Below are 24,254 nucleotides of genomic sequence, written 5' to 3'. Positions count from 1 at the left end.
TACTGCCCTCGCGAGGGGGTGGGAGAGTAGGACGCCGCCGGACACCCATTCACGAAAGGCCCACCCCACACCGGGGTGGGCCTTTCGCATACCCCGAACAGACCCCACCGCAGACGCTGCTGCTCCGTCGTCCGCGTCCCGCGACCCCGTGCGGCGGCGTGCCGATAGGCTCGTCGGGTGACTGGAGCACCGCACCTCCCCGCCGCCGGACCGACGCCGTCGTGGCGAGCCCGACACTTCCTGAGCCTGCTGGACTTCGCGCGGCCGTCCCTGGGAGGGGACGGGACCGCCGGGTGGCTCGACGACGCCGGGGCCGTCGACCCGGCGCAGCCGGCCCACCTGTGGATCACGTGCCGGATGACGCACTCCTTCGGGCTCGGGCACCTCCTGGGTGTGGAGGGCGCGGGCGAGCTGCTGGACCGGGGTATCGCCGGCCTGTCACGGACGCTGGCCGACGCCGACGAGGGTGGGTGGTTGGCCTCCAGGGGTCCGGGAGACGCGTTCGACGGGCTCAAGCAGGCCTACGGCCACGCGTTCGTCGTGCTCGCCGGGTCGACCGGGACCGTGGCGCGCACGCCTGGTGCCGTGACCCTCCTCGAGGCGGCGCTGTCGGTGCTCGACCGGCGGTTCTGGGAGGCCGACCACCAGCTCCACCTCGACGAGCGGTCGCGCGACTGGGGCACGGTCGACCCGTACCGCGGGGTCAACGCGAACATGCACTCCGTCGAGGCGCTCCTCGCCGCCCACGACGCCACGGGCGAGAGCCGCTGGCTCGACCGAGCAGCGGTGGTGGCCGACCGCGTCATCGACTGGGCGGCGGGCAACGACTGGCGGATCCCGGAGCACTTCGACACCGCGTGGCAGCCGCAGCTCGAGTACAACGCGGACCGTCCGCACGACCCCTTCAAGCCGTACGGCGCCACACCGGGCCACGGGCTGGAGTGGGCGCGGTTGCTCCTGCAGGTAGACGTCGCCGGGGGGACGCAGGGACAGCGCACCGACGCGGCCCGGCAGCTGTTCCACCGCGCCGTGGCCGACGGGTGGGACGGGCCGGCGGGAGGTTTCGTCTACACGACGGACTGGAACGGGAGCCCCGTCGAGGCCCGCCGCTTCCACTGGGTGGCGGCCGAGGCGGCCGCGGCCGCCGACGTGCTGCACCGCACGACCGGCGAGGCGCGCTACGCCGAGCTCGCCGACGAGTGGTGGGCGTGGATCGACGCCCACCTGGTGGACCACGAGCGCGGCTCCTGGTTCCACGAGCTCGACACCGACAACCGCCCCTCCGGGCGGACGTGGGTCGGCAAGCCCGACATCTACCACGCGGCCCAGGCCGTCATCCTGCCGGACCTGCCGCTCACCGGGTCGTTCGCGGCGTCCGCCCGAGAGGCCGGACCGCTGCTGGCCGGCACGCGACTGGGCGCCGCGGTGGCGTCGTCATGAGGATCTCCGCGAAGGCCGACTACGCGGTGCGGGCGGCCGCCGAGCTCGCGGCGTCCGGCGAGGGCCCGGTCCCGGCCGAGGCACTCGCCCGCGCGCAGCAGGTGCCCCACCGCTTCCTCGAGGCGATCCTCAGCGACCTGCGGCGCGAGGGCATCGTCGCGAGCCGTCGCGGCGCAGGCGGGGGGTACGTGCTCGCCCGCCCGGCCGACAAGGTGACCGTCGCCGACGTCGTGCGCGCCGTGGACGGGCCGCTGGTGTTCGTGCGCGACGCGCGGCCCTCCGACCTGGAGTACACCGGCGCCGCCGCGTCGCTGCTGCACGTGTGGGTGGCGCTGCGCGTGAACGTGCGCGCCGTGCTGGAACAGGTGACCCTGGCGGACCTCGCGGCCGGGACGATCCCCGACGTCGTGCGCCGGCTGACCGAGCAGGAATCGGCGTGGGTCAGCCCCTGAGCCACGCCGGATCGGCGTAGGCGCCAGAGGCGCCGCACGGTCGTCGGCCTGGTTCACGCGACGCCGCAGAACCTCGTCTCGCGATACGGACATATTTTTGAGACCGTTGAATCCGATAGAGCCGATCGGGTAACTTCGTCGCAGACGCGGCGGACCCGCTGCCGCGCCGAAACGGAGGGAACCCCCGTGCGGACTCTCGTCCTCCTTGCCCTCGTCGGCCTCGGTGCGCAGCTCGTCGACGGCAGCCTGGGCATGGCCTACGGCGTCACCTCGACCACCCTGCTGCTCGCGATCGGCACCAACCCCGCGGCCGCGTCGGCGACCGTCCACCTCGCCGAGGTCGGCACGACCCTGGCGTCCGGCGCCTCGCACTGGCGGTTCGGGAACGTGGACTGGAAGGTCGTCATCAAGATCGGCATCCCCGGTGCCATCGGCGCGTTCGCCGGCGCGACCTTCCTCTCGTGGCTGTCGACCGAGATCGCCAAGCCGCTGATGTCGATCCTGCTGCTGGGTCTGGGCCTGTACGTGCTGCTGCGGTTCACGCTCCGCGGGCTGCGTACGGACCGTCTCGGGCAGCCGCTCCGCAAGCGGTTCCTCACCCCGCTCGGGCTGGTCGCCGGGTTCATGGACGCCACGGGTGGTGGCGGCTGGGGCCCGGTGGGCACGCCCGCCATCCTCGCGAGCGGCCGCATGGAGCCGCGCAAGGTGGTCGGCTCGATCGACACCAGCGAGTTCTTCGTGGCCGTGGCCGCGAGCCTCGGGTTCCTCTTCGGTCTCGGGACCGCGGGCATCAACCCGTCCTGGGCCCTCGCGCTGCTCATCGGCGGCCTGATCGCCGCGCCGATCGCCGCGTGGCTCGTCCGCCTGGTGCCGCCGCGCGTCCTCGGCTCCGCCGTCGGCGGGATCATCGTCCTCACCAACGTGCGGACCCTGCTGTCCCTCGACTCGTTCCCGGTGAGCGACGGCGTGCGCACCCTGGTGCTCGCGATCATCGCCGTGGGCTGGGCCGCCGCGGTCGTCTACTCCTTCGGCCAGCACCGCAAGGCGGTCGCGGAGGAGCGGGCCGAGGCGGCCGGCGAGCAGCCGGAGGCGGCGGCGACGACGGTCGCCTGACGGTCCGAACCCGTCACGGGCGCCGACAGCACCACCGAGCACCGCCACCGCACGTCACCCGCCGTGCGGTGGCGGTGTCGTGCCGTCCCGGTACCGTGGTGGAGCCAGGAGAACTGCGCGCCGGACCCAGCTGCACGGCACTGGGGGTGGTCCTCGATGTCCAGCACGCCCAACGACACACCGCGCCGCGAGCTCGTCGCCCTCGCGGAGCTGCTGGGTGCCGGGAGCCAGCTGCTCGTGGGCCGGTACCGGGTCGACGTCGCCACGGGGGAGTGGTGGTGGTCGGACGAGGTGTTCCGGATCTTCGGGCGTGAGCCCGGCTCCGTCGCGCCGGGGCCCGAGGTGCTGCGCGCCCACCTGCACCCGGACGACCGTGAGCGGCTCTCCCGCACGGCGGTGGTCGCACTGGGTGCCGGGCGGCCGTTCTCGGGGGCACACCGCGTCGTGGACGACCACGGGCGCACGCACACGGTCGTCGTCACGGGTCAGGGGCGGCACGGGAGCGACGGCGCGTCGTCGCAGATCGTCGGCTACGTCATCGACGCGAGCCCGGTCGTGCGCGACGCGCTGGAGCGCGAGGCGCACCGCGCCGTCTCGCGCGCGTTCGTCGCCGCCGCGGCCGCGGAGCAGGCCAAGGGCGCCATCATGGCCGTCTGCGGCGTGGACGAGTCGGTGGCCACCGAGGTCCTCGCCGACGCGGGCGCGCAGGTCGGCGTGTCCGCCCAGTCGGCGGGGGAGCAGGTGATGAAGGAGCTCGCGCGACCGGTCGGGGACCGGGACGCCGCGCTCACGGCGGCGGAGGTGGTCCGGTCGGCACCGCCCGCGAAGGACGCGGCGGACCGCCTGAGCAGCGCGCTCGCCGCCGTGCGGCCGGTGGACCGACCGCACGGCCACGACGCGCAGCTGGCCCGCCGTCGTCCCCGCGCGAGCCACTGACGGGACCGCGCGGGGAATCGGCGGGTCAGCGGCCCGAGACGAACCGGGCAGCCGCGCGCCCGGCGCCCTGGCGGGCGAGGCGCTTCGCGAGCACCGCGACGCCGCCCGAGACGGCCGCGAAGGTGACCGCCTGCACGATGGAGAGCTCGTCGTCGTCCAGGTCGGTGGGCGCCACGTTGCCCGTCGCCCGCTCCCAGACCACCCCGATCAGCTTCTGCGCGACCCATCCGGCGGCGATCGTCAGCACCACCGTGCCGACCTTCACGCCCAGCGGCTGCTCGGTGTCCGTCACGTGCTCTCCCTCGGTCTGACCCGGCGTGCTACCGCCGGGGCGTCGTCCTGGTCCGGCGTCCACGGCCGACGGGCGGTGTCACGGCACGTCAGGCACGTCACACCCCGAGGCCGAGGACGGGACCACGGTAGCGCGGTGTCGACGGGTAGGCTCGTGCTGATACGACAGGGGAGCGCCCACCGGCGCTGAGAGTGCGGACCGCCGCAGACCCTCGAACCTGACCCGGTTAGCACCGGTGGAGGAAGTCGGGAATCTCGTTCCCTGCGGACGGCAGCACCACGACGGTGCCGGGCGCCCGCAGGACCCCCTTCTCGCACCTTGAGGAGGACAGCATGACGCTGAGCACCACGACCAGGACCAGGAGCGCGGCAGCAGCGGTCGGGGCCGTCGCGCTGCTGCCGCTGCTGGCGGCGTGCGGCGGCGGGACGCCGGCGGACGAGGGGAGCGGGGCGTCGAGCACGGTCACGCTCGTCACCCACGACTCGTTCGCCGTCTCCGACGAGGTGCTGGCCGCGTTCGAGAAGGAGTCCGGCCTCACCGTCGAGCAGGTGGCACCGGGCGACGCGGGCACGCTGGTGAACCAGCTCGTGCTCACCAAGGACGCGCCGCTGGGCGACGTCGTCTTCGGTGTGGACAACACCTATGCGTCGAGGGCCGTCGACGCCGGGGTCTTCGAGGAGTACCAGCCCGCCGACCTGGCCCCGGAGGTCGCGGCCTACGCGCCCGCCGACCTGGCCGGCACGCTGACGCCGGTCGACGTGGGCGACGTCTGCATGAACCTCGACGACGGCTGGTTCGACGAGCACGGCGTCACGCCCCCGACGACGCTCGAGGACCTCGCGAAGCCGGAGTACCAGGACCTCACCGTAGTCACCAACCCCGCGACGTCGTCGCCCGGCCTCGCGTTCCTGCTCGCGACGATCGGAGCCTTCGGCACGGACGGCTGGGAGGCCTACTGGGCCGACCTGCGGGACAACGGCGTCAAGGTCGCCGAGAGCTGGGAGGACGCGTACTACGTCGACTTCTCCGGCGCCGGTGAGGGCGGGCAGCGGCCGATCGCGCTGTCCTACGCGACGTCGCCCGCGTTCACCGTGAGCGACGACGGGACGTCCTCGACGACCAGCGCGATGCTCGACACCTGCTTCCGGCAGGTCGAGTACGCGGGGGTGCTGGCCGGTGCGGAGAACCCGGACGGCGCGAAGCAGCTGGTCGACTTCCTCACCTCGCCCGAGTTCCAGGCCGACGTGCCCGGCCAGATGTACATGTACCCCGCCGACCCGGACGTGGAGCTGCCCGCCGACTGGCAGCAGTTCGCCCCCCTGGCCGACGAGCCGTTCGATGTGGCGCCCGCGGACGTCGCCGCGCACCGCGACGAGTGGATCGAGCAGTGGACGGCGACGGTCGTCGGCTGACGCGCCCCGTGCCGCACGCCCCGCGCAGCGCCGCCCGCCCGGCCTCCCGGGCGGCGCGGTGGCGCGCCGACCGGTGGGGCGCGTGGCTGGGCTGGGGTGCCGCGGTCGTGCTGCCGCTGGGCTTCCTCGCGGTCTTCTTCGCGTGGCCGGTGGTGTCGCTCGTCCTGCAGGGGTTCTTCACCGAGACCACCGCGGGGCGCACGCTCGACCTGTCCGGCTTCGCGGAGGTGCTGTCCCAGGAGCGCACGTGGCGGATCGTCGGGCAGACGCTCGCCCAGGCGCTCACCGGCACGCTGCTGTCGGTGCTGCTGGGCCTGCCGGGCGCGTACGTGCTGTACCGGTGCAGGTTCCCCGGGCGGACGCTGGTGCGGGGTCTGGTGACGGTGCCGTTCGTGCTGCCCAGCGTCGTCGTCGGCGTCGCGTTCCGCGCGCTCTTCGCCCCCGGCGGCCTGCTCGGCTGGGCGCACCTGGAGGAGAGCTTCGCCGGCATCGTGCTCGCCCTGGTGTTCTTCAACTACGCGGTGGTGGTGCGCACGGTCGGCGGCATGTGGGAGCGCCTCGACCCGCGCGCCGAGCAGGCCGCCCGCGCGCTCGGCGCGACGCCCTGGCGCGCGTTCCGCACCGTGACGCTGCCGGCGCTCGGCCCGGCGATCGCGTCGGCCGCCGCGGTGGTGTTCCTGTTCTGCGCGACGGCGTTCGGCGTCGTGCTGGTGCTCGGCGGCCTGCGCTACGGCACGATCGAGACGGAGATCTGGACGCGCACCACCCAGTTCCTCGACCTGCGCTCGGCGGCGGTGCTGTCGGTGCTGCAGCTCGTCGTGGTGGCGGGCGCGCTGCTGGTCAGCTCCCGCGCACGGGCGCGCCGCGAGCGGGCCCTGCACCTCACGAGCGACAGCGTGTCGGCGCACCGGCTGCGGCTGCGCGCCGGCGCCGACGGCACCGACGTCGCGCCGGCGCTCGTCACCCTCGTCGTCGTGGCGGGGCTGCTCGTGCTGCCCATGGCGGGGCTCGTCACCCGGTCGCTGCGCGCGCCCGACGGGTCGTGGGGCCTCGACAACTATGTGGCGCTCGGCACCACCGGCGGGCGCAACGCCCTGACGGTCACGGTGTGGGAGGCGCTGGGCAACTCGCTGCGCACCGCGGCCTGGGCCGCGCTGATCGCCGTCGTCGTGGGCGGCCTCGTGGCGCTCGTCGTGTCGCGACGCCCGCGGCGGGCCGGGCTGCGGCGTGCCGTCGGCGTGCTCGACGCCGCGTTCATGCTGCCCCTCGGCGTCTCCGCCGTGACGGTGGGCTTCGGCTTCCTCATCACGCTGGACCGCCCGCTGGGGCTCGACGTCGACCTGCGCACCTCCGGCGCGCTGGTGCCGATCGCGCAGGCGGTCGTCGCGATCCCGCTCGTGGTGCGCACGATGCTGCCGGTGCTGCGCGCCATCGACCCGCGGTTGCGGGAGGCGGCCGCCACGCTGGGCGCGGCGCCCGGGCGGGTGCTACGGACGGTCGACGGCCCGCTCGGCGCGCGGTCGCTGGGGTTGGCGATCGGGTTCGCGTTCGCGGTCTCGCTCGGCGAGTTCGGCGCGACGTCGTTCCTCGCCCGCCCCGACACGGCCACCCTGCCCGTGGTCATCTACCGCCTGATCGGGCGGCCCGGGGCCGAGAACTACGGGATGGCGCTCGCGGCGTCCGTGGTGCTGGCCGTGCTCACCGCGACCGTCATGATGGTGGCCGAGCGCCTTCGCGGCGACCGGCCCGGAGGGGAGTTCTGATGGAGCAGGCCCGGCAGACGACGGGGCTCGCCGTGCGCGACGCCGTCGTGCGGTACGGCGCCGCGCGCCGTCGACCGGGGTCGGTCGCGGTGGACGGCGTGTCGCTCGACGTCGCCGCCGGCGAGATCGTCGCGCTGCTGGGGCCGAGCGGCTGCGGCAAGTCGTCGCTGCTGCGCGCCGTCGCCGGGCTGGAGCCGCTGGCGGGCGGCACCGTCGCCTTCGACGGCGCGGACCTCGCGGGCGTGCCCGTGCACCGGCGCGGCTTCGGCCTGCTCTTCCAGGACGGCCAGCTCTTCCCGCACCGGGACGTCGGCCGCAACGTGGCCTACGGGCTCGAGACGCAGGGCGTGCCCCGCGCGGAGCGGGCCGCACGCGTCGCCGACCTCCTGGCCGACGTGGGCCTGGCCGGGTACGCGGGCCGGTCCGTGGCGACGCTGTCCGGCGGGGAGAAGCAGCGTGTCGCGCTGGCGCGCGCGCTCGCGCCGCGTCCGCGCCTGCTGCTGCTCGACGAGCCGCTGTCCGCCCTGGACCGCAGGCTGCGCGAGCGCCTCGCCGTCGACGTCCGCGACACCCTGAAGGCGACCGGCACCACCGCCGTGTTCGTCACGCACGACCACGACGAGGCGTTCACCGTCGCCGACCGCGTGGCCGTCATGGACGCCGGGCGCCTGCTCCAGGTGGACGCCCCGGACGTGCTGCTGCGCGCGCCCGCCGGCCCGCGCGTGGCGGAGTTCCTCGGCCTGTCCCCGGACGACGACCCGGCCTCCCGCGACTCCACGGACGCGTCCGCTGCGTCCGGTGCAAGGACCGCCGCCGTGACGACATCATCGGGGCATGACGTGGTCTGACGACCGGAGGCGGCGGGCCGCTGCGGCGGCGTGGGGCGTGCCGTGCCTCGCTCTGCTGGGCGCGTGCGGCCAGGGGAACGGCGAGGACGCCTTCGCCGCCCGCGAGCCGCTCCCGACGTGCGGGGACGTGACCGTGCCGCAGGACCTCGACCCGGGGGAGGAGAGCGCGGAGCTCGTCGCGGGGTACGCATGCCTCGACGCCGCCACGGAGGCCGAGGGCGCGGAGCTCGTCCTGCGGTACCTGTCGGACGAGTGCGACCCCATCGTGGAGTACTGGCGGGTCGGCCCCGGGATCGACGGGACCGAGGCGTACATCGACGCGACGCAGGACACCTTCGGTGACCCGGTCTGGTGGTACAACTCCTGCCCGAGGACCGTGACGGCCGCCGAGCCCCGGGGTTGCGACGGGTGGCCGCTCGGAGAGGGCTGAGCCCTACGCCTCGCCGGCGTCGTGCACGAGCAGGGCGACCTGCGTGCGGTTCTCCAGCCCGAGCTTGTCGAGCACGCTCGACACGTGCGCCTTCACCGTCGGGACGCTGAGGTACAGGCGGGCCGCGATGTCGGCGTTCGACGCGCCGCGGCCCAGCTCGACGGCGACGTCGCGCTCTCGCGCGGTGAGGACGTCCAGGGCGGCCCGGGCACGGTCGCGCGACCCGTCCGAGCCGGCGACGGCGGCCATGAGCCGCCGCGCGACGTCCGGCGCCAGCACCGGCTCGCCCGCGGCGGCCGCGTGCACGGCGGCGGCGATGCGTGCCGGCGGCATGTCCTTGAGCAGGTAGCCCGCGGCCCCGGCGCGCAGCGCGCCGCCCACCTCCTCGGCGGTGTCGAACGTGGTGAGCACGACGACGGCGGGCGGCGACGGGCGGGCGCGGACCCGCCGGGTGGCCGCGATGCCGTCGACGCCGGGCATGCGCAGGTCCATGAGGACGACGTCGGCCGGGTGGGCGTCGAGCACGCCGGGCACCTCGGCCCCGTCGGCCGCCTCGGCCACGACCGTCATGCCGTGGGCGCCGTCCAGCATCAGGCGGAGGCCCGCGCGCACCAGCGCGTCGTCGTCCACCAGCACGATCCGCACGGGCGTCGCGGCGTCCGCGGGGCCGCCCGCCGGTCCGGCGGTGGGGAGCGGGCCGGGCCCGGGCGTCGTCGTCACGCGTCCCACGGTAGCCACGCTTCCACCGCGAAGCCGCGCGACGCGGCGGGACCGGCGTCCGGGCCGGCGGCCAGCGTGCCGCCCAGCAGCGTGGCCCGCTCGCGCAGCCCGACCAGCCCCGTGCCCGTGCCGACCCCGTCCGGGGCGACGGCGCCGGGTGCCGCGCCGTCGTCGGCCACGCGCACCCGGACCTCGCCCGGGGTGGTCGAGACCGTGACCCGGACGGCGGCACCGGGCGCATGGCGGCGCGCGTTCGTGAGCGACTCCTGCACCACGCGGAAGACGGCGGTCGCGACGGCGGCAGGAGGGTTGTCGTCGCCCGTGCGCTCGTAGGTCACGTCAGTGCCGGCCGCGCGGGAGTCGTCGACGAGGCGGCGCACGTCGTCCAGGCCGGGTACCGGCCCGAGATCCTCCGGGCCGGCGCGGAGCAGGCGGATGACCTGCCGCAGGTCCTCCAGGGCGTCGCTCACGCCGGCGCGGACCCGCCCCGCGGCGGCGGCGAGCTGCGCCGGGTCGGCGTCCGGGCGGTACTCCATGGCGCCGGCGGTCGCGGCCAGCAGGGACAGGCGGTGGGCGAGGGTGTCGTGCATCTCGCGGGCGATCCGGGTGCGCTCGGCCGTGCGCGCCTCCGCGACCCGCCGCTCCTGCTCGGCCTCCGCCCGGCGCGCCCGGTCGCGCAGCGACCACAGCACGAGGGCGCGCTCACGGCCGTACGCGCCCCAGCCGAAGAGCGCGGCGTGCACCGCGACGTCGCACAGGAGCCACCACCCGAGGGGGAGCCCCACGGGCCGCCACAGCGCCTGGACGGCGTGCCCCAGCACGCCCGCCCCGGCGACCCACGCGGCCGTGCGGACCGGGTACCAGCGCGCGACCTGCAGCGTGCCGACGGTGGAGGCTGGCGTCGCGGCCCCCGAGACCGCGGCGAGGACGGCGAGGGCGACCGCGGCCACCACGCTGCGCCGGGTGAAGAGCAGGGGGACCAGCGCGACCGCCGCGACGCCGACGGCGACGTCCACGCCTGCCGGCACCAGGACCGTGATCGTCCCGGTGCCGCGCACCGGTGCCGCGTCCGCCACGGCGAACGTGGCGGCCGCCGTCAGCGCGGCGACGAGCGCCCACGCCAGCACGAGGACCCCGCGCGGGGCGGGGGGCGGGCCCGGGTCCGACGGCGCCCACGGGTCGAACTCCGCCCAGCCGCCGGGGCGTGCCGCGGCGGGGGTCGGGGTGCTGTCGGTGCTGGTCATGACCGGGACGCTACGGCGGACCTCCCGCCGGCGACACCGACGAAAGTCGGGGGTGCTCCCGCCGGACGGCGCGACGACGACCGACCACGGCAGGGCGCGCGACCTGCGGTGCGCGCGGGAGCGTCGTCCTGTCGGCAGGGTGCCGGCGGCGAAGGAGGGGACGACATGAACGGGACGCAGGGCAGGACCGACATCACCGGCACCGGCGCGCAGGGCCGGACCCCCGGAGGCCCGGCCGGACGCTCGTGGCGCGACCGGGCGTGGTGGAACCGTCCGCGGACGGTCGTGGTGGGCGCCGTGCTGGCCGGCGCGGTGGTCTACCTCGTCGGCACGCTGGCGGGCGTGGACCCGCAGGTGCGGGCGGGCTCGGGCACCCTCGAGGTCACGATCTCCCTGGTCATCGCCACCAGCCTCACCGCGGCCCTCGGCGGGTGGGGCGTCCGCGCGCTCCTGCTGCGCCGCCCGAACGGTGGGCGGCGTGCCTGGCTGGTGCTGAGCGGCGCCGTCCTGCTCGTCTCCCTGCTGGGCCCGCTGGGGGCCGCGAACGCCGGCGCGACGGTGCTGCTCCTGCTGGAGCACCTCGCCGTGGGCGGCGTGATCATGCTGGGCCTCAGCGGGGCGCGGCCTCGGGGCGCCAGAGCGGCGTGAACACCTTCCGGGCCGCGAGCATGAGCGCGAGCAGGGGGCCGCGCTGCCGCTCGAACCCGACCTGGTCCACCAGCCCACGGTCGAGGCGGCGGTGCAGCATCGCCAGCTCGGTCGCGGCCTGCTGGTAGTCGCGCATCGCGCGGGCCGGGCCGGGGCCGCCCGCGGCGCGGACCCGGGCGCGGGCCCGGCGGCGCCGCGTCAGCGACGTGAGCATCACGACGTCCGGCAGGGCGACGACACCCAGCGGGCCGTACTGCGGCAGGTGCTGCCCGATGAGCCCCACGATGCGGGCGCGGTCGCGGCGCACGACGACGAGCAGCCCGACCACGATCCCCAGGCCCAGCAGGTACACGGCCACGACGGCCTCGACGCCGAGCGACGCGGCGCCGTTCCACAGCGCGTGGTACGTCATCGCGCCGAGCAGGCCGAGGAGCACGGGCCACACCCGCGCCCAGCCGCGCGGGGCGAGCGCCGCCGTCGCGATCCCCAGGCCGGTGAGGGACGTGCACAGCGGGTGGATCAGCGGCGACAGGAGCCCGCGCGCCACGAACGTCGCGGCCAGCCCCTCCGGGCCCGCCACCGTGTAGTAGTGGATGTTCTCCACCGTGGCGAAGCCGAGGCCCACCATCGATCCGTAGATGATGCCGTCCGTGGGGCCGTTGAGCTCGTGCCGACGGAACCAGAGCATGCCCACGAGGACCAGCGCCTTGAGGGTCTCCTCGACCACGGGCGCGGTGACGACCGCCGTCGCGACGAACCCCTCCTCCTGGCCGAGCAGCGGCGTCCACAGCAGCGTGAGCCCGGCCGTGTTGATCCCCATCGCGACCAGCACGGACACGCCCGCGCCCCACAGGAACGCGAGCACCAGGGCGTCCGGGGGCTCCGGCTCGAGGCGGTCGAGGGCGAGCACGCCCGCCAGCAGCAGGGGGAGCGGCAGGACGGCGAGGAACAGGCCCTCGAGGAACGTCGGGCCCTCCGCCGACGTCACCACCAGCGCGGCGAGCAGGCACGCCGACGACACCGCGATCGTCACGATGACGCCCACCGACGGGCGGCGCGTGGGCCGCCGGTCGAGGATCGCGCGAGGGTCCAGGGCCGGCATAGGCCTTGATCCTAGGTGCGACGGGCCGGCGGCACCGCGATGATCTCCTCAGCGGACCGGGTCGGCCCCGCCGTCCGCCCGTCCCGGAGGAGCCCTCATGGCCACGGTCGTGTCCACCCTGTTCATCTCGCTCGACGGCGTCGCGGAGATCGACCCCGCCTGGCACTTCCCCTACTTCGACGACCACATGGCCCGCGCCGTCGACGACGACTACCGCGACACCGACGTCCTGCTGATCGGCCGCGTCACCTACGACAGCTTCGCCGGCGCGTGGCCCGGGCGGGAGGAGGCGGGCGAGGAGGACGCGGCGTTCGCCCGGCGGCTGGGGGACATGCGCAAGGTGGTCGTGACCCGCTCGGCGCACGACCTCGGCTGGCGCCACGTCGAGCGCCTCGACGGCGACCTGTCGGCCGCCGTCGAGGTGCTGAAGGCCGAGGCCGGCGTGGAGAAGATCCTCGTGCCGGGGTCGCTGTCGGTCGTGCGCCAGCTCCTCGCGGCAGGTCTGCTCGACGAGCTGCGCCTGCTGGTGCACCCGGTCGTGGCCCGCCGCGGCGCGCGCCTCTTCGACGAGGGCGACACGGTCTACCCGCTGGCCCTGCGCCGGTCGGAGGCCTTCCCGACCGGCGTCGTCCGCCTCGTCTACGCGCCAGGCGAGCTACCGAGCCTGGCGGGGTATGACGACGTGAAGGGTCAGGTGCCGAGCGGCGACTGAGGGTCGTGCACCCGACGGACGACCACGACGGCGACGTCGTCCTCCCGACCGGCGTCGGCGAACCTGTCCACCAGGCGTGAGCACACGTCCGCGGGGGCCAGCCCGGCGAGCGTGCGGGCCGCGTCCACGAGCTCGTGGATGCCCTCCCGCAGGGTGCGGTCGCGGCGCTCGACGAGCCCGTCCGTGACGAGCACCAGGAGGTCGCCCGGGCCCAGCGCGTCGCGCCGTGCGGGCCGCTCGTCAGGGCTCGCCAGGCCCAGGAGGCGGGCCGGCGACTTCTCCGCGACCACCGTCCCGTCGGTCCGGACCACGAGCGGCGGCAGATGGCCGGCGTCGGTCATCTCGACGCTGCCGTCCGCGGGGTCGATGACGCAGACGCACACGGTGGTGAGTTCCGGGTGGTCCTGTCGCAGCGAGTCGTTGAGCAGGTCGAGCGCCCGGGCGGCATCGTGCCCCTCGCGCAGGTAGGCGCGGAGGGTGAGGCGGACCTCGGCCATGACGGTGGCCGCCCGCAGCGAGTGTCCCTGGACGTCCCCGATCACGACGGCGACCCGGCCGTCGGGCAGGTCGAACGCGTCGTAGAAGTCCCCGCCGACGTCGAGGCGCTCGTCCGACGCCTCGTAGCGGGCGGCGACCTCGACGCCGCCGCGCACCGTGAGGCCGGAGGGGAGGAGCCGGCGCTGGAGGGCCATCGCGATGCGGTGCTCCTCGGCGAAGGTCTTGAGGTTCCGGAGGGCCACGGTGATGGCCTCGGTGAACCGGGCGGCGACCTCGCGCTCCTCCGTCGACGGGCTGCTGGAGGCGTCGTCGGCCTGCAGCGCCAGCCCGCCCACGAGCGTGCCCTCGGCGTCGCGCAGCCACACCGTCCACCAGGCCGACCGCGGCACGCCCGCATGGGCCAGGAGCGGGACCCAGTGGTCGGGCACGTCGTCGGGGCCGAACGTGGCCGACGAGACCGGCCCCGGCGGCAGCACGGGGAGCGTCCCGCGCCCGCGCACCAGAGGCGCGTCCGGGGCGGGGCACACCGCGCGGACCACGGTCTGCGGGTCGACGACCACCATCGCCACGGCGGGGCGCCCGAGCACGGCGCAGGCGCCCTGGGCGACGAGGTCGGCCACGAGCTCCTGGGTGCGGGCCTGGTGCAGGGGAGCGAGCGCGTCGGCGAGCGCCTCGAGCCGGCGCGCGGTGCGCCCGGCGTCCCGGTGGGCGTCGTGCGTGCGGCACAGGGCGCCCACGGTGGCCAGGAACTCGTCCTGGTCGAGGGGCTCGGGCAGGTAGGCGTCGGCGCCGCCGTCGAGCCCTGCGGTCCGTGCGGCGGCGTCGATGGAGGTGGCGGACACGTGCAGCACCGGCACGTGGGCGGTCCGCGGGTCCGACTTGATCCGGCGGCACACCTCGGTCCCGGTGAGATCCGGGAGGTTGACGTCGAGGACCACCGCGTCGATCGTCGCCGCCACGAGGTCCAGCGCCTCCGCGCCGGTCCCGGCCTCGAGCACGTCGAAGCCCGCGCCCCGCAGCCATGTCGCCATGACGTACCGGTGCGCGCGGGTGTCGTCCACGACGAGGACGGTGCGGTCGGCAGGTGTCATGGGGCACCGCCGTCGCGGAGCGCGCGGGTGAGGGCGGTGCGGTCGAGCGTCGACTTCGGCAGGAAGGGCGCCGGCCGTTCCACCCCCGTCTGCTCCGGGGCGGGGCCGCTGGACATGAGCGCGACGGCCAGGTCGGGGTGCTCGGCCCGGAGCCGGACGAGCAGGCCCACGCCGTCGAGCTCCGGCAGCCGCACGTCCACGACGGCCGCGTCGGCACGGGCGTCCCGCAGCAGCGCGAGCGCGTGCCGCCCGTCGTGGGCGACGCTGACGCGGTCGGCGTCCTCGCGCAGCAGCCCCGCGACGTACGCGCCGTACGACCGGTCGTCGTCGACGACCAGCACGTGCCCGAGCCCGGTCGCGGCGCCCGGCGATGCCGCGCCGAGGGAGCGTGCGGTCGTCGGGACGGCCGGCGGGAGCTCGGCCGGGGCTGCGGGCTCGACGGGGAGGACGACGGTGAAGGTGCTGCCGACGTCGGGCGCCGAGCGCGCCGTCAGCGTCCCGCCGAGGGCCTCGGAGGTGCGCCGGGCGTAGGGCAGGCCGAGGCCCGTGCCCCGGACGCTCGGTTGGAGCCGGTTGGGCACCTGGACGAACTCCTCGAACACGGCGTCCAGGTGCTCCGGCCCGATCCCCAGGCCGGTGTCCTCGACGACGAACCGGACGGCGTCGCCCTCGACGCGGACGTCGAGCCGTACGCTGCCTCGTTCGGTGAACTTGACGGCGTTCGTCAGGAGGTTGCGCAGGACGCGCGCGACCAGACGCCGGTCGCTGACGAGCGCCAGCCCGGGCTCGCACGCGACCACCAGCTCCACCCCGTCGCGCACCAGGGGCTGCGTCGTGCCCCGGAGCTCGTCGAGCAGCGCCGGCACGTCGATCGGCGCGGGCGCCACGTCCTGGTGCCCGGCCTCCGCGCGCGCGAGGTCGAGGAGCTCGTCGACGAGGGTGAGCAGCGTGGCCGCGCTGTCGCGCACGAACTCCACCTGCTCGGCCTGGTCCCCGGCCATCGTCGACGCCTGCAGGAGCGAGGTCAGTCCGATGATGGAGTTGACCGGGCTGCGCAGCTCGTGGCTGACGTTGCGCAGGAAGCGCGACTTGGCCTCGTTCGCGGCCGCCAGCTCCCGGCCGCGCTCGTCGAGCTCGGCGTACAGCGCGACGACGCCGGTGTTGGTCTCCTCCAGCTCCGCGGAGAGCTGGTGGTACATCGCGAGGACGCCGCGGTTCGTCTCCTCCAGCTCGGTGTTGAGCCGGCGGAGCTCTTCCCGCTGCGCCACCAGCTCGTCGTGGGTGCGCAGCAGCTCGGCGTTCTGCACCCGCAGCTCGTCGAGGGCGTTGGCGCCGTAGCCGACGGTGATCGCGCGGCGCAGCGCGTCCGTGGTCGCGGCGTCGAGGGGCGCGGAGGCCCCCAGCTCCACCACGAGGGTGACGTGGCGGCCGTCGGCGCCGAGCACGACCTCGTCGACGAGGCGCCGCGCCGCGGGGACGCCGCCGTCGGCGGCGCTGCCGGTCGTGGTCAGGCCGGCGGCCGACTCGAGGTCCGCACGCAGGAGCGGCCGGGCGCCCCGGTCGAGGCCGATGGTGACCTCGACGGGCCCGAGCGCGACGGCGGCACGACCGACCTCGGAGAGCGCGGTGGCGACCCGCACCTGGTGGTGGACGTCGAGGCCCATGGCACGCGAGATCTCGCGGCCCGCGCGGCGGAGGGCCAGCAGGTCGGTGTCACTCTCGAGCCGGGTGGCGAGGAGCGGGGTGTCGGCTGTCGTCACGGGGTGCCTCCCAGCGGGACGACCACGACGCACGCGTCGTCCCGTCGTACGGCGAAGTCGCGCATCAGGAGGCCCGCGACGACGAGGGGCGCGCGTTCCCTGAGCCCCGGGTAGGCGGCCAGGCTCGCGCGGTCGGTGAGCCCGTCGGAGTGCAGCACGAGCAGGTCGCCGGGGCTGACGGGGACGACGACCTCGCGGACGGCCCGGGCATGGGTGCCGGCGATGCCGGGCTGGCTCACGAGGCTTCGCGACCGGCCGCCGCCCTGGACGGTGCCGCCGATGTTGCCGAGCCCGGCGTGCCGCAGCGTCCCGTGCTCCGCCCGCGAGACGGAGACCGCCGCCCCGCGCGTGCCACCCAGGGCGCCGTGCACCCGGTCGAGGAGCACGGCCGGGCCTGCCGGCTGCGCCTCGAGGAACGCGCGGACAGCCGACTGCGAGGCGACGGCGGCCAGCGGACCGTGGCCGAGCCCGTCGGCGACGAGGACCGAGGTCACGCCGTCGTCCGTCCGCAGGGCGAACGCGTCACCGCAGACGACCTGCCCGGTCATCGGCCGGGTCAGTCCCGCCCCCGGTGCGGGGTCGGGCCGGGCTCCGGGGGACGCGAAGGTGGCGGCCACCACCGTGCCCTGCCCGGGCGCCGACCAGGCGTCCCACGAGCTGGTGAGCCGCGGCAGCGTGCCGAGCCCGATGCCGAGCGTGCCGCGCGAGGACACACCGTCGCGCATCGCGGCGGCGAGGTCGCGCATGCCGGGGCCGGAGTCCACCGCCAGCACCTCGAGCGCGGCATGGCCGTCCCAACGACGGACGCGGAGCGACACCGCCCCCGAGCCGGCGTGCCGGGTCTGGTTGGACGCCAGCTCGGACACCACCAGTCCGGCTTCCGCGGCGCGCGACTCGCCCAGGCCGAGGCTCAGCGCGGCCGTCGTCGCGGCGCGCCGGACCGCGCCGACGGCGGAGGGATGGTCGACGGTGTGCCAGACCCCGGCCTCCAGGGCGACCGCCGTGTCGGGCGAGGACGACCCCGACGGGGAGATCATCGCGACCAGGTCACGATCTCGACCCGGGTCCCTGCTCCCGGTGCCGTGTCGATCGAGAACTGCTCCACGAGGCGTCGTGAGCCGGACAGCCCGAGGCCCAGCCCGTTCCCGCTGGTCCAGCCGTCCGTCAGCGCGAGGTCCAGGTCGGCGATGCCCGGCCCCTCGTCGGAGAAGACGGCCCGGACCCCGGACCGTCGGCCGTCCGCGACGAGCTCCACCTCGACCTCGCCGCCGCCGCCGTAGACCAGCGTGTTGCGGGCGAGCTCGCTGGCGGCCGTGACGAGCTTCGTCTGGTCGACGAGAGAGAGCCGTGCCTGCTGTGCCACCGTGCGGACGAGCTGTCGGACCCTGACCACGTCGGAGTCGGCACGCACCTCGAGCCGTTCCGTCGTCGTGGCCGAGGGCGCGGTCGTCATCTCGACGCTCGTTCGGCAGCCGCCGCGAGCAGCACGCTCTCGGCGGACTCCTGCGCCGGGGCGAGCATCGCGAGGCCGCGCTCCACGTCCAGCGCCGTGCGGACGCCGCCGAGGGACAGGCCGAGCTCCACCATCGTGATGGCCACGGCGGGCCGCATGCCGACGACCACCGTCTGCGCGTCGAGGACGCGGGAGATCGCGGCGACCGACGCCAGCATCCGGCCGATGAAGCTGTCGACGATCTCCAGGCCCGAGATGTCGATGACGACGCCGCGCGCGCCGGTGCGCGTGATGCGCTCGGCCAGGTCTTCCTGCAGCTGCAGCGCGGTGTCGTCCTGGAGGTCCACCTGGATCGAGACGAGCAGCGTCGACCCGATCTTGAGGATGGGGACGGCGTCGCTCACGCGGTCACCTCGATGTGCGAGCGGCGACCCTCCCGCAGTGCGTCCACGAGCGCGTCCGCCAGCGTCGCGCGGGTGCGGATGTCCCCGAACTCGATCCCGAGCGCGACGACCGTCTGCGCGATCTGGGGGCGGATGCCGCTGATGGTGCACTCCGCGCCCATGAGGCGCGCCGCGACGACCGTCCGCAGGAGGTGCTGGGCCACCTGGGTGTCGACCGCCGGCACGCCGGTGATGTCGATGATGGCCTGCGTGCTGCCCGTCTCGACGAGGGTGTTGAGCAGCTTCTCCATGACGACCTGGGTGCGCGCGGAGTCGAGGGTCCCGACCAGCGGGACCGCCACGATGCCCTCCCAGAGCTTGACCACCGGGGTCGACAGCTCGAGGAGCTGCTCGGCCTGCTCGCTGATGATCGACTCGCGGGCGGCGGCGAACGCCTCGAACGTGAACAGCCCGAGCTCGTCCACGAGGCGCAGCAGCGGTACCAAGCGCGTCATGGCGTCGGCCGAACCGGCCAGCCCGTACAGCCCTTCCTTGAGGGCGAACACGCCCACGGCGGTCTCCCGGGGCGTGAAGCCGAGCCGGGCGCGCGCAGCGGAGACGTCCGCCAGGATGCCGCGCAGCTGGTCGAAGGCCTCCGACTGCAGGGCGGTGCCACCGGCCTGCAGGCCGTCGACGAGGGCCTGGTAGATGTCGGACTGCTCGCGCTCGAGCTCGCCCCGGGTGGTGCGACCGCGCAGCTCCTGCACGGCGGCGTCCAGCCAGGCGGGGCGGACGCTCTCCGCGTGGTCGACGAGGGTCTGTGCCAGGGCACTCGGCGCGACAGCAGTCATCGCGGGATCCTTCCGGACGAGAGGGGGGCCGTGTTCTCGACCGCGGTCAGTGTACGCAGCGACGGGAGCGCTGCCGCACCGGTGTGCGGCAGCGCTCCCGTGACCTGCGGTGCGTTCCTCGCGCTCCCGCAGATTTCACCCGCTCGCCGTCAGGTCCAGGCGCGCAGGTTCAGGCGCGGTGCTCCCGGTAGTAGCGGATGAGCGCCTGCGTCGAGGAGTCCTGCGCGGCGAGGGCGGCGTCGTCCCCGGACACGGCCGGGGCGATCTCCAGGGCGAGCTTCTTCCCGAGCTCCACCCCCCACTGGTCGAAGCTGTCGATGCCCCACACGACGCCCTGCACGAAGGTGATGTGCTCGTACAGCGCGACGAGCTGGCCCAGCACCGACGGCGTGAGCGCCGGCGCGACGATCGACGTCGTGGGCCGGTTCCCGGAGAAGACGCGGGCCGCGACGATCTCCTCGGGCGTGCCCTCGGCGCGCACCTCGTCGGCCGTCTTGCCGAAGGCGAGCGCCTTGGTCTGGGCGAAGAAGTTGGCGAGGAACAGCTCGTGCACGTCGGCGCCCGCGGCCACGGTCTTCCCGTCGCCCTCGTCGTCCTTGAGGGGGTAGGCGGGGGTGGCGACGGCGATGAAGTCCGCCGGGATGAGGCGCGTGCCCTGGTGGATGAGCTGGTAGAAGGCGTGCTGCCCGTTGGTGCCCGGCTCGCCCCAGAAGACCTCGCCCGTCTGGGTGGTGACGGGGGAGCCGTCCCAGCGCACCGACTTGCCGTTGGACTCCATCGTCAGCTGCTGCAGGTACGCGGGGAAGCGGTGCAGCTGCTGCGCGTACGGCAGGACGGCGTGCGTGTGGGCGCCGAGGAAGTTGTTGTACCAGACGTTCAGCATGCCCATGAGGACGGGCACGTTGGCCTCGAACGGCGTGCTCCGGAAGTGCTCGTCGACGGCGCGGAAGCCCGCGAGCAGGTCGCGGAAGACGTCGGGGCCGAACGTGATCGCCAGCGACGTGCCGATGGCGGAGTCCACGGAGTAGCGGCCGCCGACCCAGTCCCAGAAGCCGAACGCGTTGGCCGGGTCGATGCCGAAGTCGGCCACCTTGTCGAGGGCGGTCGAGACGGCCACGAAGTGCGCCTTGACGGCGGCCTGCTTCGCGTCGGGGTCGTCCTCGATGACTCCCGCCGCGATGAGGCGCTCCCACAGCCACGCCCGGGCGAGCCGCGCGTTGGTGAGCGTCTCCAGCGTCCCGAACGTCTTGGACGCCACGATGAACAGCGTGGTCTCCGGGTCGAGGTCCGCCGTCTTCTGCGCGACGTCGGTGGGGTCGATGTTGGAGACGAACCGGGCCTCGATGGCGTCGTCGCCCGTGCGGCCGTACGGCTTGAGCGCCTCGTAGACCATGACCGGCCCGAGGTCGGAGCCGCCGATGCCGATGTTGACCACCGTGCGCACCGGCTTGCCCGTGACGCCGGTCCACGCCCCGTCGCGGACCTGGTCGGCGAACGCGCTCAGCTTGTCGAGCTCGGCCTGGACGTCGGCGTCGACGTCCTGCCCGTCCACGACCAGCGGCGGCTGCGTGCCGGGGGCACGGCGCAGCGCCGTGTGCAGGACGGCGCGGTCCTCCGTGACGTTGATGTGCTCCCCGGTGAACATCGCCTCGATGCGCTCGGGCAGGCGCACCTCGTTCGCGAGGCGGACCAGCAGGTCCAGCGTCTCGTCCGTGGCGAGGTTCTTGGAGAGGTCCACGTGCAGGTCGCCCGCGACGTGGGTCATGCGCGCGGCGCGGCCGGGGTCGGCGGCGAACCAGCCGCGCAGGTCGCCCCGGAACTCCTGGTAGTGGGCGTACAGGTCGCCCCAGGAGGTCGTGGTGGTGGGATCGACGGGGGAGGAGGTCATGGGGCCAACGGTACTGACCGCCCGGCCCGGTTGCGCGGTCTGTTCACGCTGCCAGGATGACCATCAGCCGGGGACGGACCCGGCCCGGCGTCGGGAGGTACTCATGGCGAATTTCACGGTCTGGAAGTTCGACGACCCGGGTGCGGCCGACCGCGCCTTCAAGGCCGTCAAGGGCGGCGAGGCGGACGGCCTGGTGAAGGTCGTCGACCACGCGGTCGTGAGCTGGCCGGAGGGCGAGCGGAAGCCGGACACCCACGGCTCGCACGACGACACCGCCAAGGCCACGGGCTGGGGCGCGGTCTGGGGCCTGCTGCTCGGCGCGCTGTTCTTCCTGCCGGTGCTGGGCGCGGCCGCCGGCGCGGCGATCGCGGGCATCACCCGGTCGCTGTCCGACGTCGGGATCACCGCGAAGGACCTCGAGAAGATGAAGAAGGAGATCGTGCCCGGCACGTCGGCCCTGTTCATCGTCACCGAGCCGATCGACCCCGACCGGCTGGCGGAGCGGCTGCACGGGATCGACGCGACCCTGGTCAGCACCAACCTCACCGATGCGGAGCGCCGGAACCTGCTCGACGCCTTCGGGCAGTGAGCACCCGGGCGGCCCTGGCGCCGCCCGCACGGCGAGCCCGTCGCGCCCCCCGGGGCCGGCGGGCTCGCCCGTGCCGTCGGGACCGCCGTGTCAGGCGGGCTGCCAGCGGTTGCCCCACCGCCGGGTGAGCGTGCCGCCGAACGTGTCGGCCAGCGTGTCGACGCGGTCGTGGACGGCGTCCGCCACGCGGTGCGCGGCGGCGTCGTCCTCCGCCGTGAAGCGGACCGTGACGCGTGCCCGGCCCCGCACCACCCCCACGTCGTACGCCTCGACGGTGACGAGCCCGCGCGCCGCGTCGGCCGCGGCGGGCAGCACGTCGGCGGGATCGACGCCCGGCTGCAGCAGGCCGACGGCGAGGCTCACGCGGTAGGAGGGCACCCGGCGATCCTGCCACCCCGCGGGCAGGCACCTCCGACCGGCACCTCCGACCGGCACCTCCGACCGGCACCGTCCCGTCACACGTCGCCCCGGTCGTCGTCACCTGCGCCCCCGTAGACTCGCGGCCGTGACTGCGGACCCTTCGACCGAACCCGTCCCCGAGCCCGTCAGCCCCGCTCAGCCGCGCGATCGCCGTGGCGTCGCCCTGGAGATCGCGGTGCAGGACGTCGCGGGCGCGCGCGTCGCGGCGGCCGGCGGCGCGGACCGTCTCGAGCTGTGTGCCGCCCTCGCCGGCACGGGGGGACTCACCCCGTCGACCGGCATGGTCGCGGCCGTCGCCGACGCGCTGCGCGGCTCGGGCGTCGGCGTGCACGTCCTGGTGCGCCCCCGGGCCGGGGGCTTCGTGTTCGCGCCCGACGAGGTCGACGTGCAGGTGCGCGACGTGCGCGCGGTGCTCGACGCCGGTGCGGACGGCGTCGTCGTCGGCGCCATGACGGCGGCCGGCGAGGTCGACGCCGCGGCGCTCGCCGCGTTCGTGGCCGCGGCAGACGGTGCGGCCGTCACGTTCCACCGTGCGATCGACCAGGTGCCCGACCCGGTCGCCGTCCTCGACGTCCTCGCGCGCACCGGCGTGCGCCGCGTCCTCACCTCCGGCGGCGCCCCGCGGGCCGGGGAGGCCCTCGACGTGCTGGCGGCGCTCGCCGCGCGCGGCCGCGAGCTCGGCGTCGAGATCATGGCCGGCGGCGGCGTCCGCGTGGACGACGTCCCCGCCCTCGTCGGCGCCGGCGTGCACGCCGTCCACCTCTCCGCCCGGCGCACCGTGGTCGCCGACGGCGGCCCCGGGGGCGGCGGTGCCGGCGGGTACGACGTCACCGACCCCGGCGTCGTCGCCGCGACCCGCGCCGCCCTCGACGCGGCTCTCCAGGACGAGGCGGGCGCGTGACCGGCGTCGTGCACGCCGCCGCCGTCGCAGCCTCGGCGACGGACCCGTCCGCCGAGTACGACGGGTTCATCGGCTGGGTGCTGAGCCTGATGACCACGCTCGGCGAGGTCGGCGTGGGGGCGGCGGTGCTGATCGAGACGTTCGTGCCGCCCATCCCGTCCGAGGCCGTGCTGCCCGGCGCGGGCTTCCTCGCCTACGCGGGGCACATGAACGCGTGGCTGGCGATCCTCGCCGCCACGATCGGCGCCGTCGTCGGCGCCTGGATCTGGTGGTACCTGGGCTGGCTGCTCGGGCGCGACCGCACCCGCGCGATCGTCGACGCCATCCCCCTCATGGACGGCTCCGACTTCGACAAGGCCGAGGCGTTCTTCGCGAAGTGGGGGCGTGTCGCGGTCCTCGTGGGGCGCTGCGTGCCGCTCGTGCGCAGCTTCATCTCCATCCCCGCGGGCATCGAGCGCATGCCGTTCTGGTCGTTCACGCTCTACACGGCCATCGGCTCCGGCGTGTGGAACGGCATCTGGGTGGGTCTCGGCTATGCCTTCGGCCCCGCCATCGAGCCCGTGCTGGCGCAGTGGAGCGGCATCATCTCGAACGCCGTGCTCGTGGTCATCGGGCTGCTCGTGCTCTGGTTCGTCGTGGTGCGGCTGCGGCAGCGCCACCTCGCCCGCCGTGGCCCGCGCGAGCCCGAGCGTCGGCACCGTCGGGCGCGCTGACCCTGCCGAGGTAGCTCCGGGCCCGGCGAGGTAGTCAGGTCCCGTGAGGTCGCGCGGGTCGCTACGCTCCGGACATGCGGACCCGTGACGGGTGGAGGGGCGGCGCGGCCCTGGCGGTGACGGCGCTCGTCGCGGCCTGCGGCCCGGCCGGCGACGACGTCGGGTTCGACACGCCCCAGGTGGCGGCACTCGACGAGCCGCAGCTCCGGGAACACTTCACCAGCGGGACGACGCCGCTGGCCGGCACGCTCCGAGCGCTCGCGAACGGGTGCCTGGTGGCGGTGATCGACGGTGTCGACCACGTGGTGTTCTGGCCGGACGGCACCGTGGCCGAGGACACGGGCGAGCCCGCCGGGCGATACGCCGTCACCCTGCCCGACGGGCGGATGCTCCACGCCGACACGACCGGCGGCGAGCGGTTCTCCGCGGTCGGAGAGGTGGCGGCCTCGGGCGGGGTGATCGCCGTCGACCCCGACCATCCCGACGGCGACTTCGCCGGAAGCTACCTCGGGTTCTGCGGCGTCGACGCGCCGCCCGTGATGTTCCCCGACGCCGCGACGTTCGACGTCGGCTGAACTACCTCGGCACGGTTCGG

The 24,254-nt window shown here is 75.1% G+C and carries 26 protein-coding genes and 1 riboswitch; of the genes, 14 read left to right on the top strand and 12 right to left on the bottom strand.

What is annotated here, in order from left to right; translation table 11 throughout:
- The first annotated feature begins 177 nt into the window (after positions 1–177).
- The 4 genes from ACFQ8E_RS15760 to ACFQ8E_RS15745 all read left to right on the top strand — a co-directional run bounded on the left by ACFQ8E_RS15760 (position 178) and on the right by ACFQ8E_RS15745 (position 3,941).
- Positions 178–1,440, top strand: a complete 1,263-nt coding sequence (locus ACFQ8E_RS15760; RefSeq protein WP_430551510.1) for an AGE family epimerase/isomerase — start codon at positions 178–180, stop codon at positions 1,438–1,440.
- Entirely contained in the window at positions 1,437–1,892 is a 456-nt protein-coding gene (locus tag ACFQ8E_RS15755) for an RrF2 family transcriptional regulator (RefSeq protein WP_430551509.1), read from the top strand. The genes ACFQ8E_RS15760 and ACFQ8E_RS15755 overlap by 4 nt, the downstream gene beginning before the upstream one ends.
- Positions 1,893–2,078: 186 nt before the next feature.
- Positions 2,079–3,005 (top strand): sulfite exporter TauE/SafE family protein, encoded by a 927-nt coding sequence (locus ACFQ8E_RS15750; protein WP_430551508.1) that lies wholly within the window; start codon positions 2,079–2,081, stop codon positions 3,003–3,005.
- 156 nt (positions 3,006–3,161) lie between these two features.
- Positions 3,162–3,941 carry a PAS domain-containing protein gene (locus tag ACFQ8E_RS15745; protein WP_430551507.1) on the top strand — a complete coding sequence of 260 codons (780 nt, stop codon included), beginning with the start codon at positions 3,162–3,164 and terminating at the stop codon, positions 3,939–3,941.
- A gap of 25 nt (positions 3,942–3,966) precedes the next feature.
- Here the strand turns inward: ACFQ8E_RS15745 and ACFQ8E_RS15740 are convergent, their stop codons facing one another.
- Positions 3,967–4,233, bottom strand: coding sequence for a DUF4235 domain-containing protein (locus ACFQ8E_RS15740; protein WP_430551506.1), 267 nt, complete (start codon positions 4,231–4,233; stop codon positions 3,967–3,969).
- A gap of 156 nt (positions 4,234–4,389) precedes the next feature.
- A riboswitch (TPP riboswitch) is annotated at positions 4,390–4,494 on the top strand.
- A 71-nt stretch (positions 4,495–4,565) separates the two neighbouring features.
- Here ACFQ8E_RS15740 and ACFQ8E_RS15735 point away from each other — a divergent pair.
- Genes ACFQ8E_RS15735 through ACFQ8E_RS15720 form a run of 4 tightly spaced genes read left to right on the top strand, consistent with a single transcriptional unit; the run spans position 4,566 to position 8,686 of the window.
- Positions 4,566–5,645, top strand: coding sequence for a thiamine ABC transporter substrate binding subunit (locus ACFQ8E_RS15735; protein WP_430551505.1), 1,080 nt, complete (start codon positions 4,566–4,568; stop codon positions 5,643–5,645).
- Positions 5,621–7,408 (top strand): ABC transporter permease, encoded by a 1,788-nt coding sequence (locus ACFQ8E_RS15730; protein ID WP_430551504.1) that lies wholly within the window; start codon positions 5,621–5,623, stop codon positions 7,406–7,408. The genes ACFQ8E_RS15735 and ACFQ8E_RS15730 overlap by 25 nt, the downstream gene beginning before the upstream one ends.
- The gene (locus ACFQ8E_RS15725) at positions 7,408–8,256 is read left to right on the top strand and encodes an ABC transporter ATP-binding protein (protein WP_430551503.1); all 849 of its coding nucleotides are present in this window, start codon (positions 7,408–7,410) and stop codon (positions 8,254–8,256) included. The genes ACFQ8E_RS15730 and ACFQ8E_RS15725 overlap by 1 nt, the downstream gene beginning before the upstream one ends.
- Entirely contained in the window at positions 8,243–8,686 is a 444-nt protein-coding gene (locus ACFQ8E_RS15720) for a hypothetical protein (RefSeq protein ID WP_430551502.1), read from the top strand. Before ACFQ8E_RS15725 ends, ACFQ8E_RS15720 begins: the two co-directional genes overlap by 14 nt.
- Before the next feature lie 3 nt (positions 8,687–8,689).
- Here the strand turns inward: ACFQ8E_RS15720 and ACFQ8E_RS15715 are convergent, their stop codons facing one another.
- Both ACFQ8E_RS15715 and ACFQ8E_RS15710 read right to left on the bottom strand, forming a co-directional pair.
- Positions 8,690–9,406 carry a response regulator transcription factor gene (locus ACFQ8E_RS15715; protein ID WP_430551501.1) on the bottom strand — a complete coding sequence of 239 codons (717 nt, stop codon included), beginning with the start codon at positions 9,404–9,406 and terminating at the stop codon, positions 8,690–8,692.
- The gene (locus tag ACFQ8E_RS15710) at positions 9,403–10,650 is read right to left on the bottom strand and encodes a sensor histidine kinase (RefSeq protein WP_430551500.1); all 1,248 of its coding nucleotides are present in this window, start codon (positions 10,648–10,650) and stop codon (positions 9,403–9,405) included. The genes ACFQ8E_RS15715 and ACFQ8E_RS15710 overlap by 4 nt, the downstream gene beginning before the upstream one ends.
- A gap of 165 nt (positions 10,651–10,815) precedes the next feature.
- On the opposite strand from ACFQ8E_RS15710, the gene ACFQ8E_RS15705 reads away from it, so the two are divergent.
- Positions 10,816–11,298: a DUF6069 family protein gene (locus ACFQ8E_RS15705; protein WP_430551499.1), complete on the top strand. Its 483-nt coding sequence runs from the start codon at positions 10,816–10,818 to the stop codon at positions 11,296–11,298.
- Here the strand turns inward: ACFQ8E_RS15705 and ACFQ8E_RS15700 are convergent.
- Positions 11,261–12,400: a PrsW family intramembrane metalloprotease gene (locus ACFQ8E_RS15700; RefSeq protein ID WP_430551498.1), complete on the bottom strand. Its 1,140-nt coding sequence runs from the start codon at positions 12,398–12,400 to the stop codon at positions 11,261–11,263. The two genes, ACFQ8E_RS15705 and ACFQ8E_RS15700, sit on opposite strands and share 38 nt — an antisense overlap.
- A 97-nt stretch (positions 12,401–12,497) precedes the next feature.
- On the opposite strand from ACFQ8E_RS15700, the gene ACFQ8E_RS15695 reads away from it, so the two are divergent.
- Entirely contained in the window at positions 12,498–13,112 is a 615-nt protein-coding gene (locus ACFQ8E_RS15695; protein WP_430551497.1) for a dihydrofolate reductase family protein, read from the top strand.
- On the opposite strand, the gene ACFQ8E_RS15690 is transcribed toward ACFQ8E_RS15695, so the two are convergent.
- The 7 genes from ACFQ8E_RS15690 to pgi form a co-directional block, all read right to left on the bottom strand.
- Positions 13,091–14,701: a SpoIIE family protein phosphatase gene (locus ACFQ8E_RS15690; RefSeq protein WP_430551496.1), complete on the bottom strand. Its 1,611-nt coding sequence runs from the start codon at positions 14,699–14,701 to the stop codon at positions 13,091–13,093. The two genes, ACFQ8E_RS15695 and ACFQ8E_RS15690, sit on opposite strands and share 22 nt — an antisense overlap.
- Positions 14,698–16,461: an ATP-binding protein gene (locus ACFQ8E_RS15685; protein ID WP_430551495.1), complete on the bottom strand. Its 1,764-nt coding sequence runs from the start codon at positions 16,459–16,461 to the stop codon at positions 14,698–14,700. Before ACFQ8E_RS15685 ends, ACFQ8E_RS15690 begins: the two co-directional genes overlap by 4 nt.
- Complete coding sequence (locus ACFQ8E_RS15680) at positions 16,458–17,498, bottom strand: ATP-binding protein (RefSeq protein ID WP_430551494.1); 1,041 nt, start codon at positions 17,496–17,498, stop codon at positions 16,458–16,460. The genes ACFQ8E_RS15685 and ACFQ8E_RS15680 overlap by 4 nt, the downstream gene beginning before the upstream one ends.
- Complete coding sequence (locus ACFQ8E_RS15675; RefSeq protein ID WP_430551493.1) at positions 17,495–17,914, bottom strand: ATP-binding protein; 420 nt, start codon at positions 17,912–17,914, stop codon at positions 17,495–17,497. Before ACFQ8E_RS15675 ends, ACFQ8E_RS15680 begins: the two co-directional genes overlap by 4 nt.
- Entirely contained in the window at positions 17,911–18,318 is a 408-nt protein-coding gene (locus ACFQ8E_RS15670) for an STAS domain-containing protein (RefSeq protein WP_430551492.1), read from the bottom strand. The genes ACFQ8E_RS15675 and ACFQ8E_RS15670 overlap by 4 nt, the downstream gene beginning before the upstream one ends.
- A complete protein-coding gene (locus ACFQ8E_RS15665; protein ID WP_430551491.1) occupies positions 18,315–19,148 on the bottom strand; it encodes an STAS domain-containing protein in 834 nt (277 codons plus the stop codon). The genes ACFQ8E_RS15670 and ACFQ8E_RS15665 overlap by 4 nt, the downstream gene beginning before the upstream one ends.
- 169 nt (positions 19,149–19,317) lie before the next feature.
- Positions 19,318–21,036, bottom strand: coding sequence for a glucose-6-phosphate isomerase (gene pgi, locus ACFQ8E_RS15660; protein WP_430551490.1), 1,719 nt, complete (start codon positions 21,034–21,036; stop codon positions 19,318–19,320).
- A 103-nt stretch (positions 21,037–21,139) separates the two neighbouring features.
- Between pgi and ACFQ8E_RS15655 the strand changes: the two genes are divergently transcribed.
- A complete protein-coding gene (locus ACFQ8E_RS15655) occupies positions 21,140–21,625 on the top strand; it encodes a DUF1269 domain-containing protein (RefSeq protein ID WP_430551489.1) in 486 nt (161 codons plus the stop codon).
- A gap of 90 nt (positions 21,626–21,715) precedes the next feature.
- On the opposite strand, the gene ACFQ8E_RS15650 is transcribed toward ACFQ8E_RS15655, so the two are convergent.
- On the bottom strand, positions 21,716–22,003 hold the full coding sequence (locus ACFQ8E_RS15650; RefSeq protein ID WP_430551488.1) for a hypothetical protein: 288 nt from the start codon (positions 22,001–22,003) through the stop codon (positions 21,716–21,718).
- Between the two features lie 205 nt (positions 22,004–22,208).
- Here ACFQ8E_RS15650 and ACFQ8E_RS15645 point away from each other — a divergent pair, with 205 nt between their 5' ends.
- From ACFQ8E_RS15645 to ACFQ8E_RS15635, 3 genes are all read left to right on the top strand, one after another.
- Complete coding sequence (locus ACFQ8E_RS15645; protein ID WP_430551512.1) at positions 22,209–22,946, top strand: copper homeostasis protein CutC; 738 nt, start codon at positions 22,209–22,211, stop codon at positions 22,944–22,946.
- Positions 22,943–23,659, top strand: coding sequence for a DedA family protein (locus tag ACFQ8E_RS15640; RefSeq protein ID WP_430551487.1), 717 nt, complete (start codon positions 22,943–22,945; stop codon positions 23,657–23,659). The genes ACFQ8E_RS15645 and ACFQ8E_RS15640 overlap by 4 nt, the downstream gene beginning before the upstream one ends.
- A 74-nt stretch (positions 23,660–23,733) precedes the next feature.
- Entirely contained in the window at positions 23,734–24,234 is a 501-nt protein-coding gene (locus tag ACFQ8E_RS15635; protein WP_430551486.1) for a hypothetical protein, read from the top strand.
- Positions 24,235–24,254 lie beyond the last annotated feature (20 nt).

The organism is Isoptericola sp. NPDC056573 (assembly GCF_042793335.1).
Classification (GTDB): Bacteria; Actinomycetota; Actinomycetes; order Actinomycetales; family Cellulomonadaceae; genus Isoptericola.
The sequence above is the reverse complement of the archived record's forward strand: the minus strand, read 5'-3'. Positions and strand labels throughout refer to the sequence as shown.

What these genes read in the sequence shown, in the direction of transcription:
- ACFQ8E_RS15710 (WP_430551500.1), bottom strand. Translation starts at nt 10,650, where the DNA reads ATGACCAGCACCGACAGCACCCCGACCCCCGCCGCGGCACGCCCCGGC.
- ACFQ8E_RS15695 (WP_430551497.1), top strand. Translation starts at nt 12,498, where the DNA reads ATGGCCACGGTCGTGTCCACCCTGTTCATCTCGCTCGACGGCGTCGCG.
- ACFQ8E_RS15700 (WP_430551498.1), bottom strand. Translation starts at nt 12,400, where the DNA reads ATGCCGGCCCTGGACCCTCGCGCGATCCTCGACCGGCGGCCCACGCGC.
- ACFQ8E_RS15705 (WP_430551499.1), top strand. Translation starts at nt 10,816, where the DNA reads ATGAACGGGACGCAGGGCAGGACCGACATCACCGGCACCGGCGCGCAG.
- ACFQ8E_RS15635 (WP_430551486.1), top strand. Translation starts at nt 23,734, where the DNA reads ATGCGGACCCGTGACGGGTGGAGGGGCGGCGCGGCCCTGGCGGTGACG.
- ACFQ8E_RS15675 (WP_430551493.1), bottom strand. Translation starts at nt 17,914, where the DNA reads ATGACGACCGCGCCCTCGGCCACGACGACGGAACGGCTCGAGGTGCGT.
- ACFQ8E_RS15725 (WP_430551503.1), top strand. Translation starts at nt 7,408, where the DNA reads ATGGAGCAGGCCCGGCAGACGACGGGGCTCGCCGTGCGCGACGCCGTC.
- ACFQ8E_RS15690 (WP_430551496.1), bottom strand. Translation starts at nt 14,701, where the DNA reads ATGACACCTGCCGACCGCACCGTCCTCGTCGTGGACGACACCCGCGCG.
- ACFQ8E_RS15755 (WP_430551509.1), top strand. Translation starts at nt 1,437, where the DNA reads ATGAGGATCTCCGCGAAGGCCGACTACGCGGTGCGGGCGGCCGCCGAG.
- ACFQ8E_RS15655 (WP_430551489.1), top strand. Translation starts at nt 21,140, where the DNA reads ATGGCGAATTTCACGGTCTGGAAGTTCGACGACCCGGGTGCGGCCGAC.
- ACFQ8E_RS15720 (WP_430551502.1), top strand. Translation starts at nt 8,243, where the DNA reads ATGACGTGGTCTGACGACCGGAGGCGGCGGGCCGCTGCGGCGGCGTGG.
- ACFQ8E_RS15680 (WP_430551494.1), bottom strand. Translation starts at nt 17,498, where the DNA reads ATGATCTCCCCGTCGGGGTCGTCCTCGCCCGACACGGCGGTCGCCCTG.
- ACFQ8E_RS15665 (WP_430551491.1), bottom strand. Translation starts at nt 19,148, where the DNA reads ATGACTGCTGTCGCGCCGAGTGCCCTGGCACAGACCCTCGTCGACCAC.
- ACFQ8E_RS15745 (WP_430551507.1), top strand. Translation starts at nt 3,162, where the DNA reads ATGTCCAGCACGCCCAACGACACACCGCGCCGCGAGCTCGTCGCCCTC.
- pgi (WP_430551490.1), bottom strand. Translation starts at nt 21,036, where the DNA reads ATGACCTCCTCCCCCGTCGATCCCACCACCACGACCTCCTGGGGCGAC.
- ACFQ8E_RS15735 (WP_430551505.1), top strand. Translation starts at nt 4,566, where the DNA reads ATGACGCTGAGCACCACGACCAGGACCAGGAGCGCGGCAGCAGCGGTC.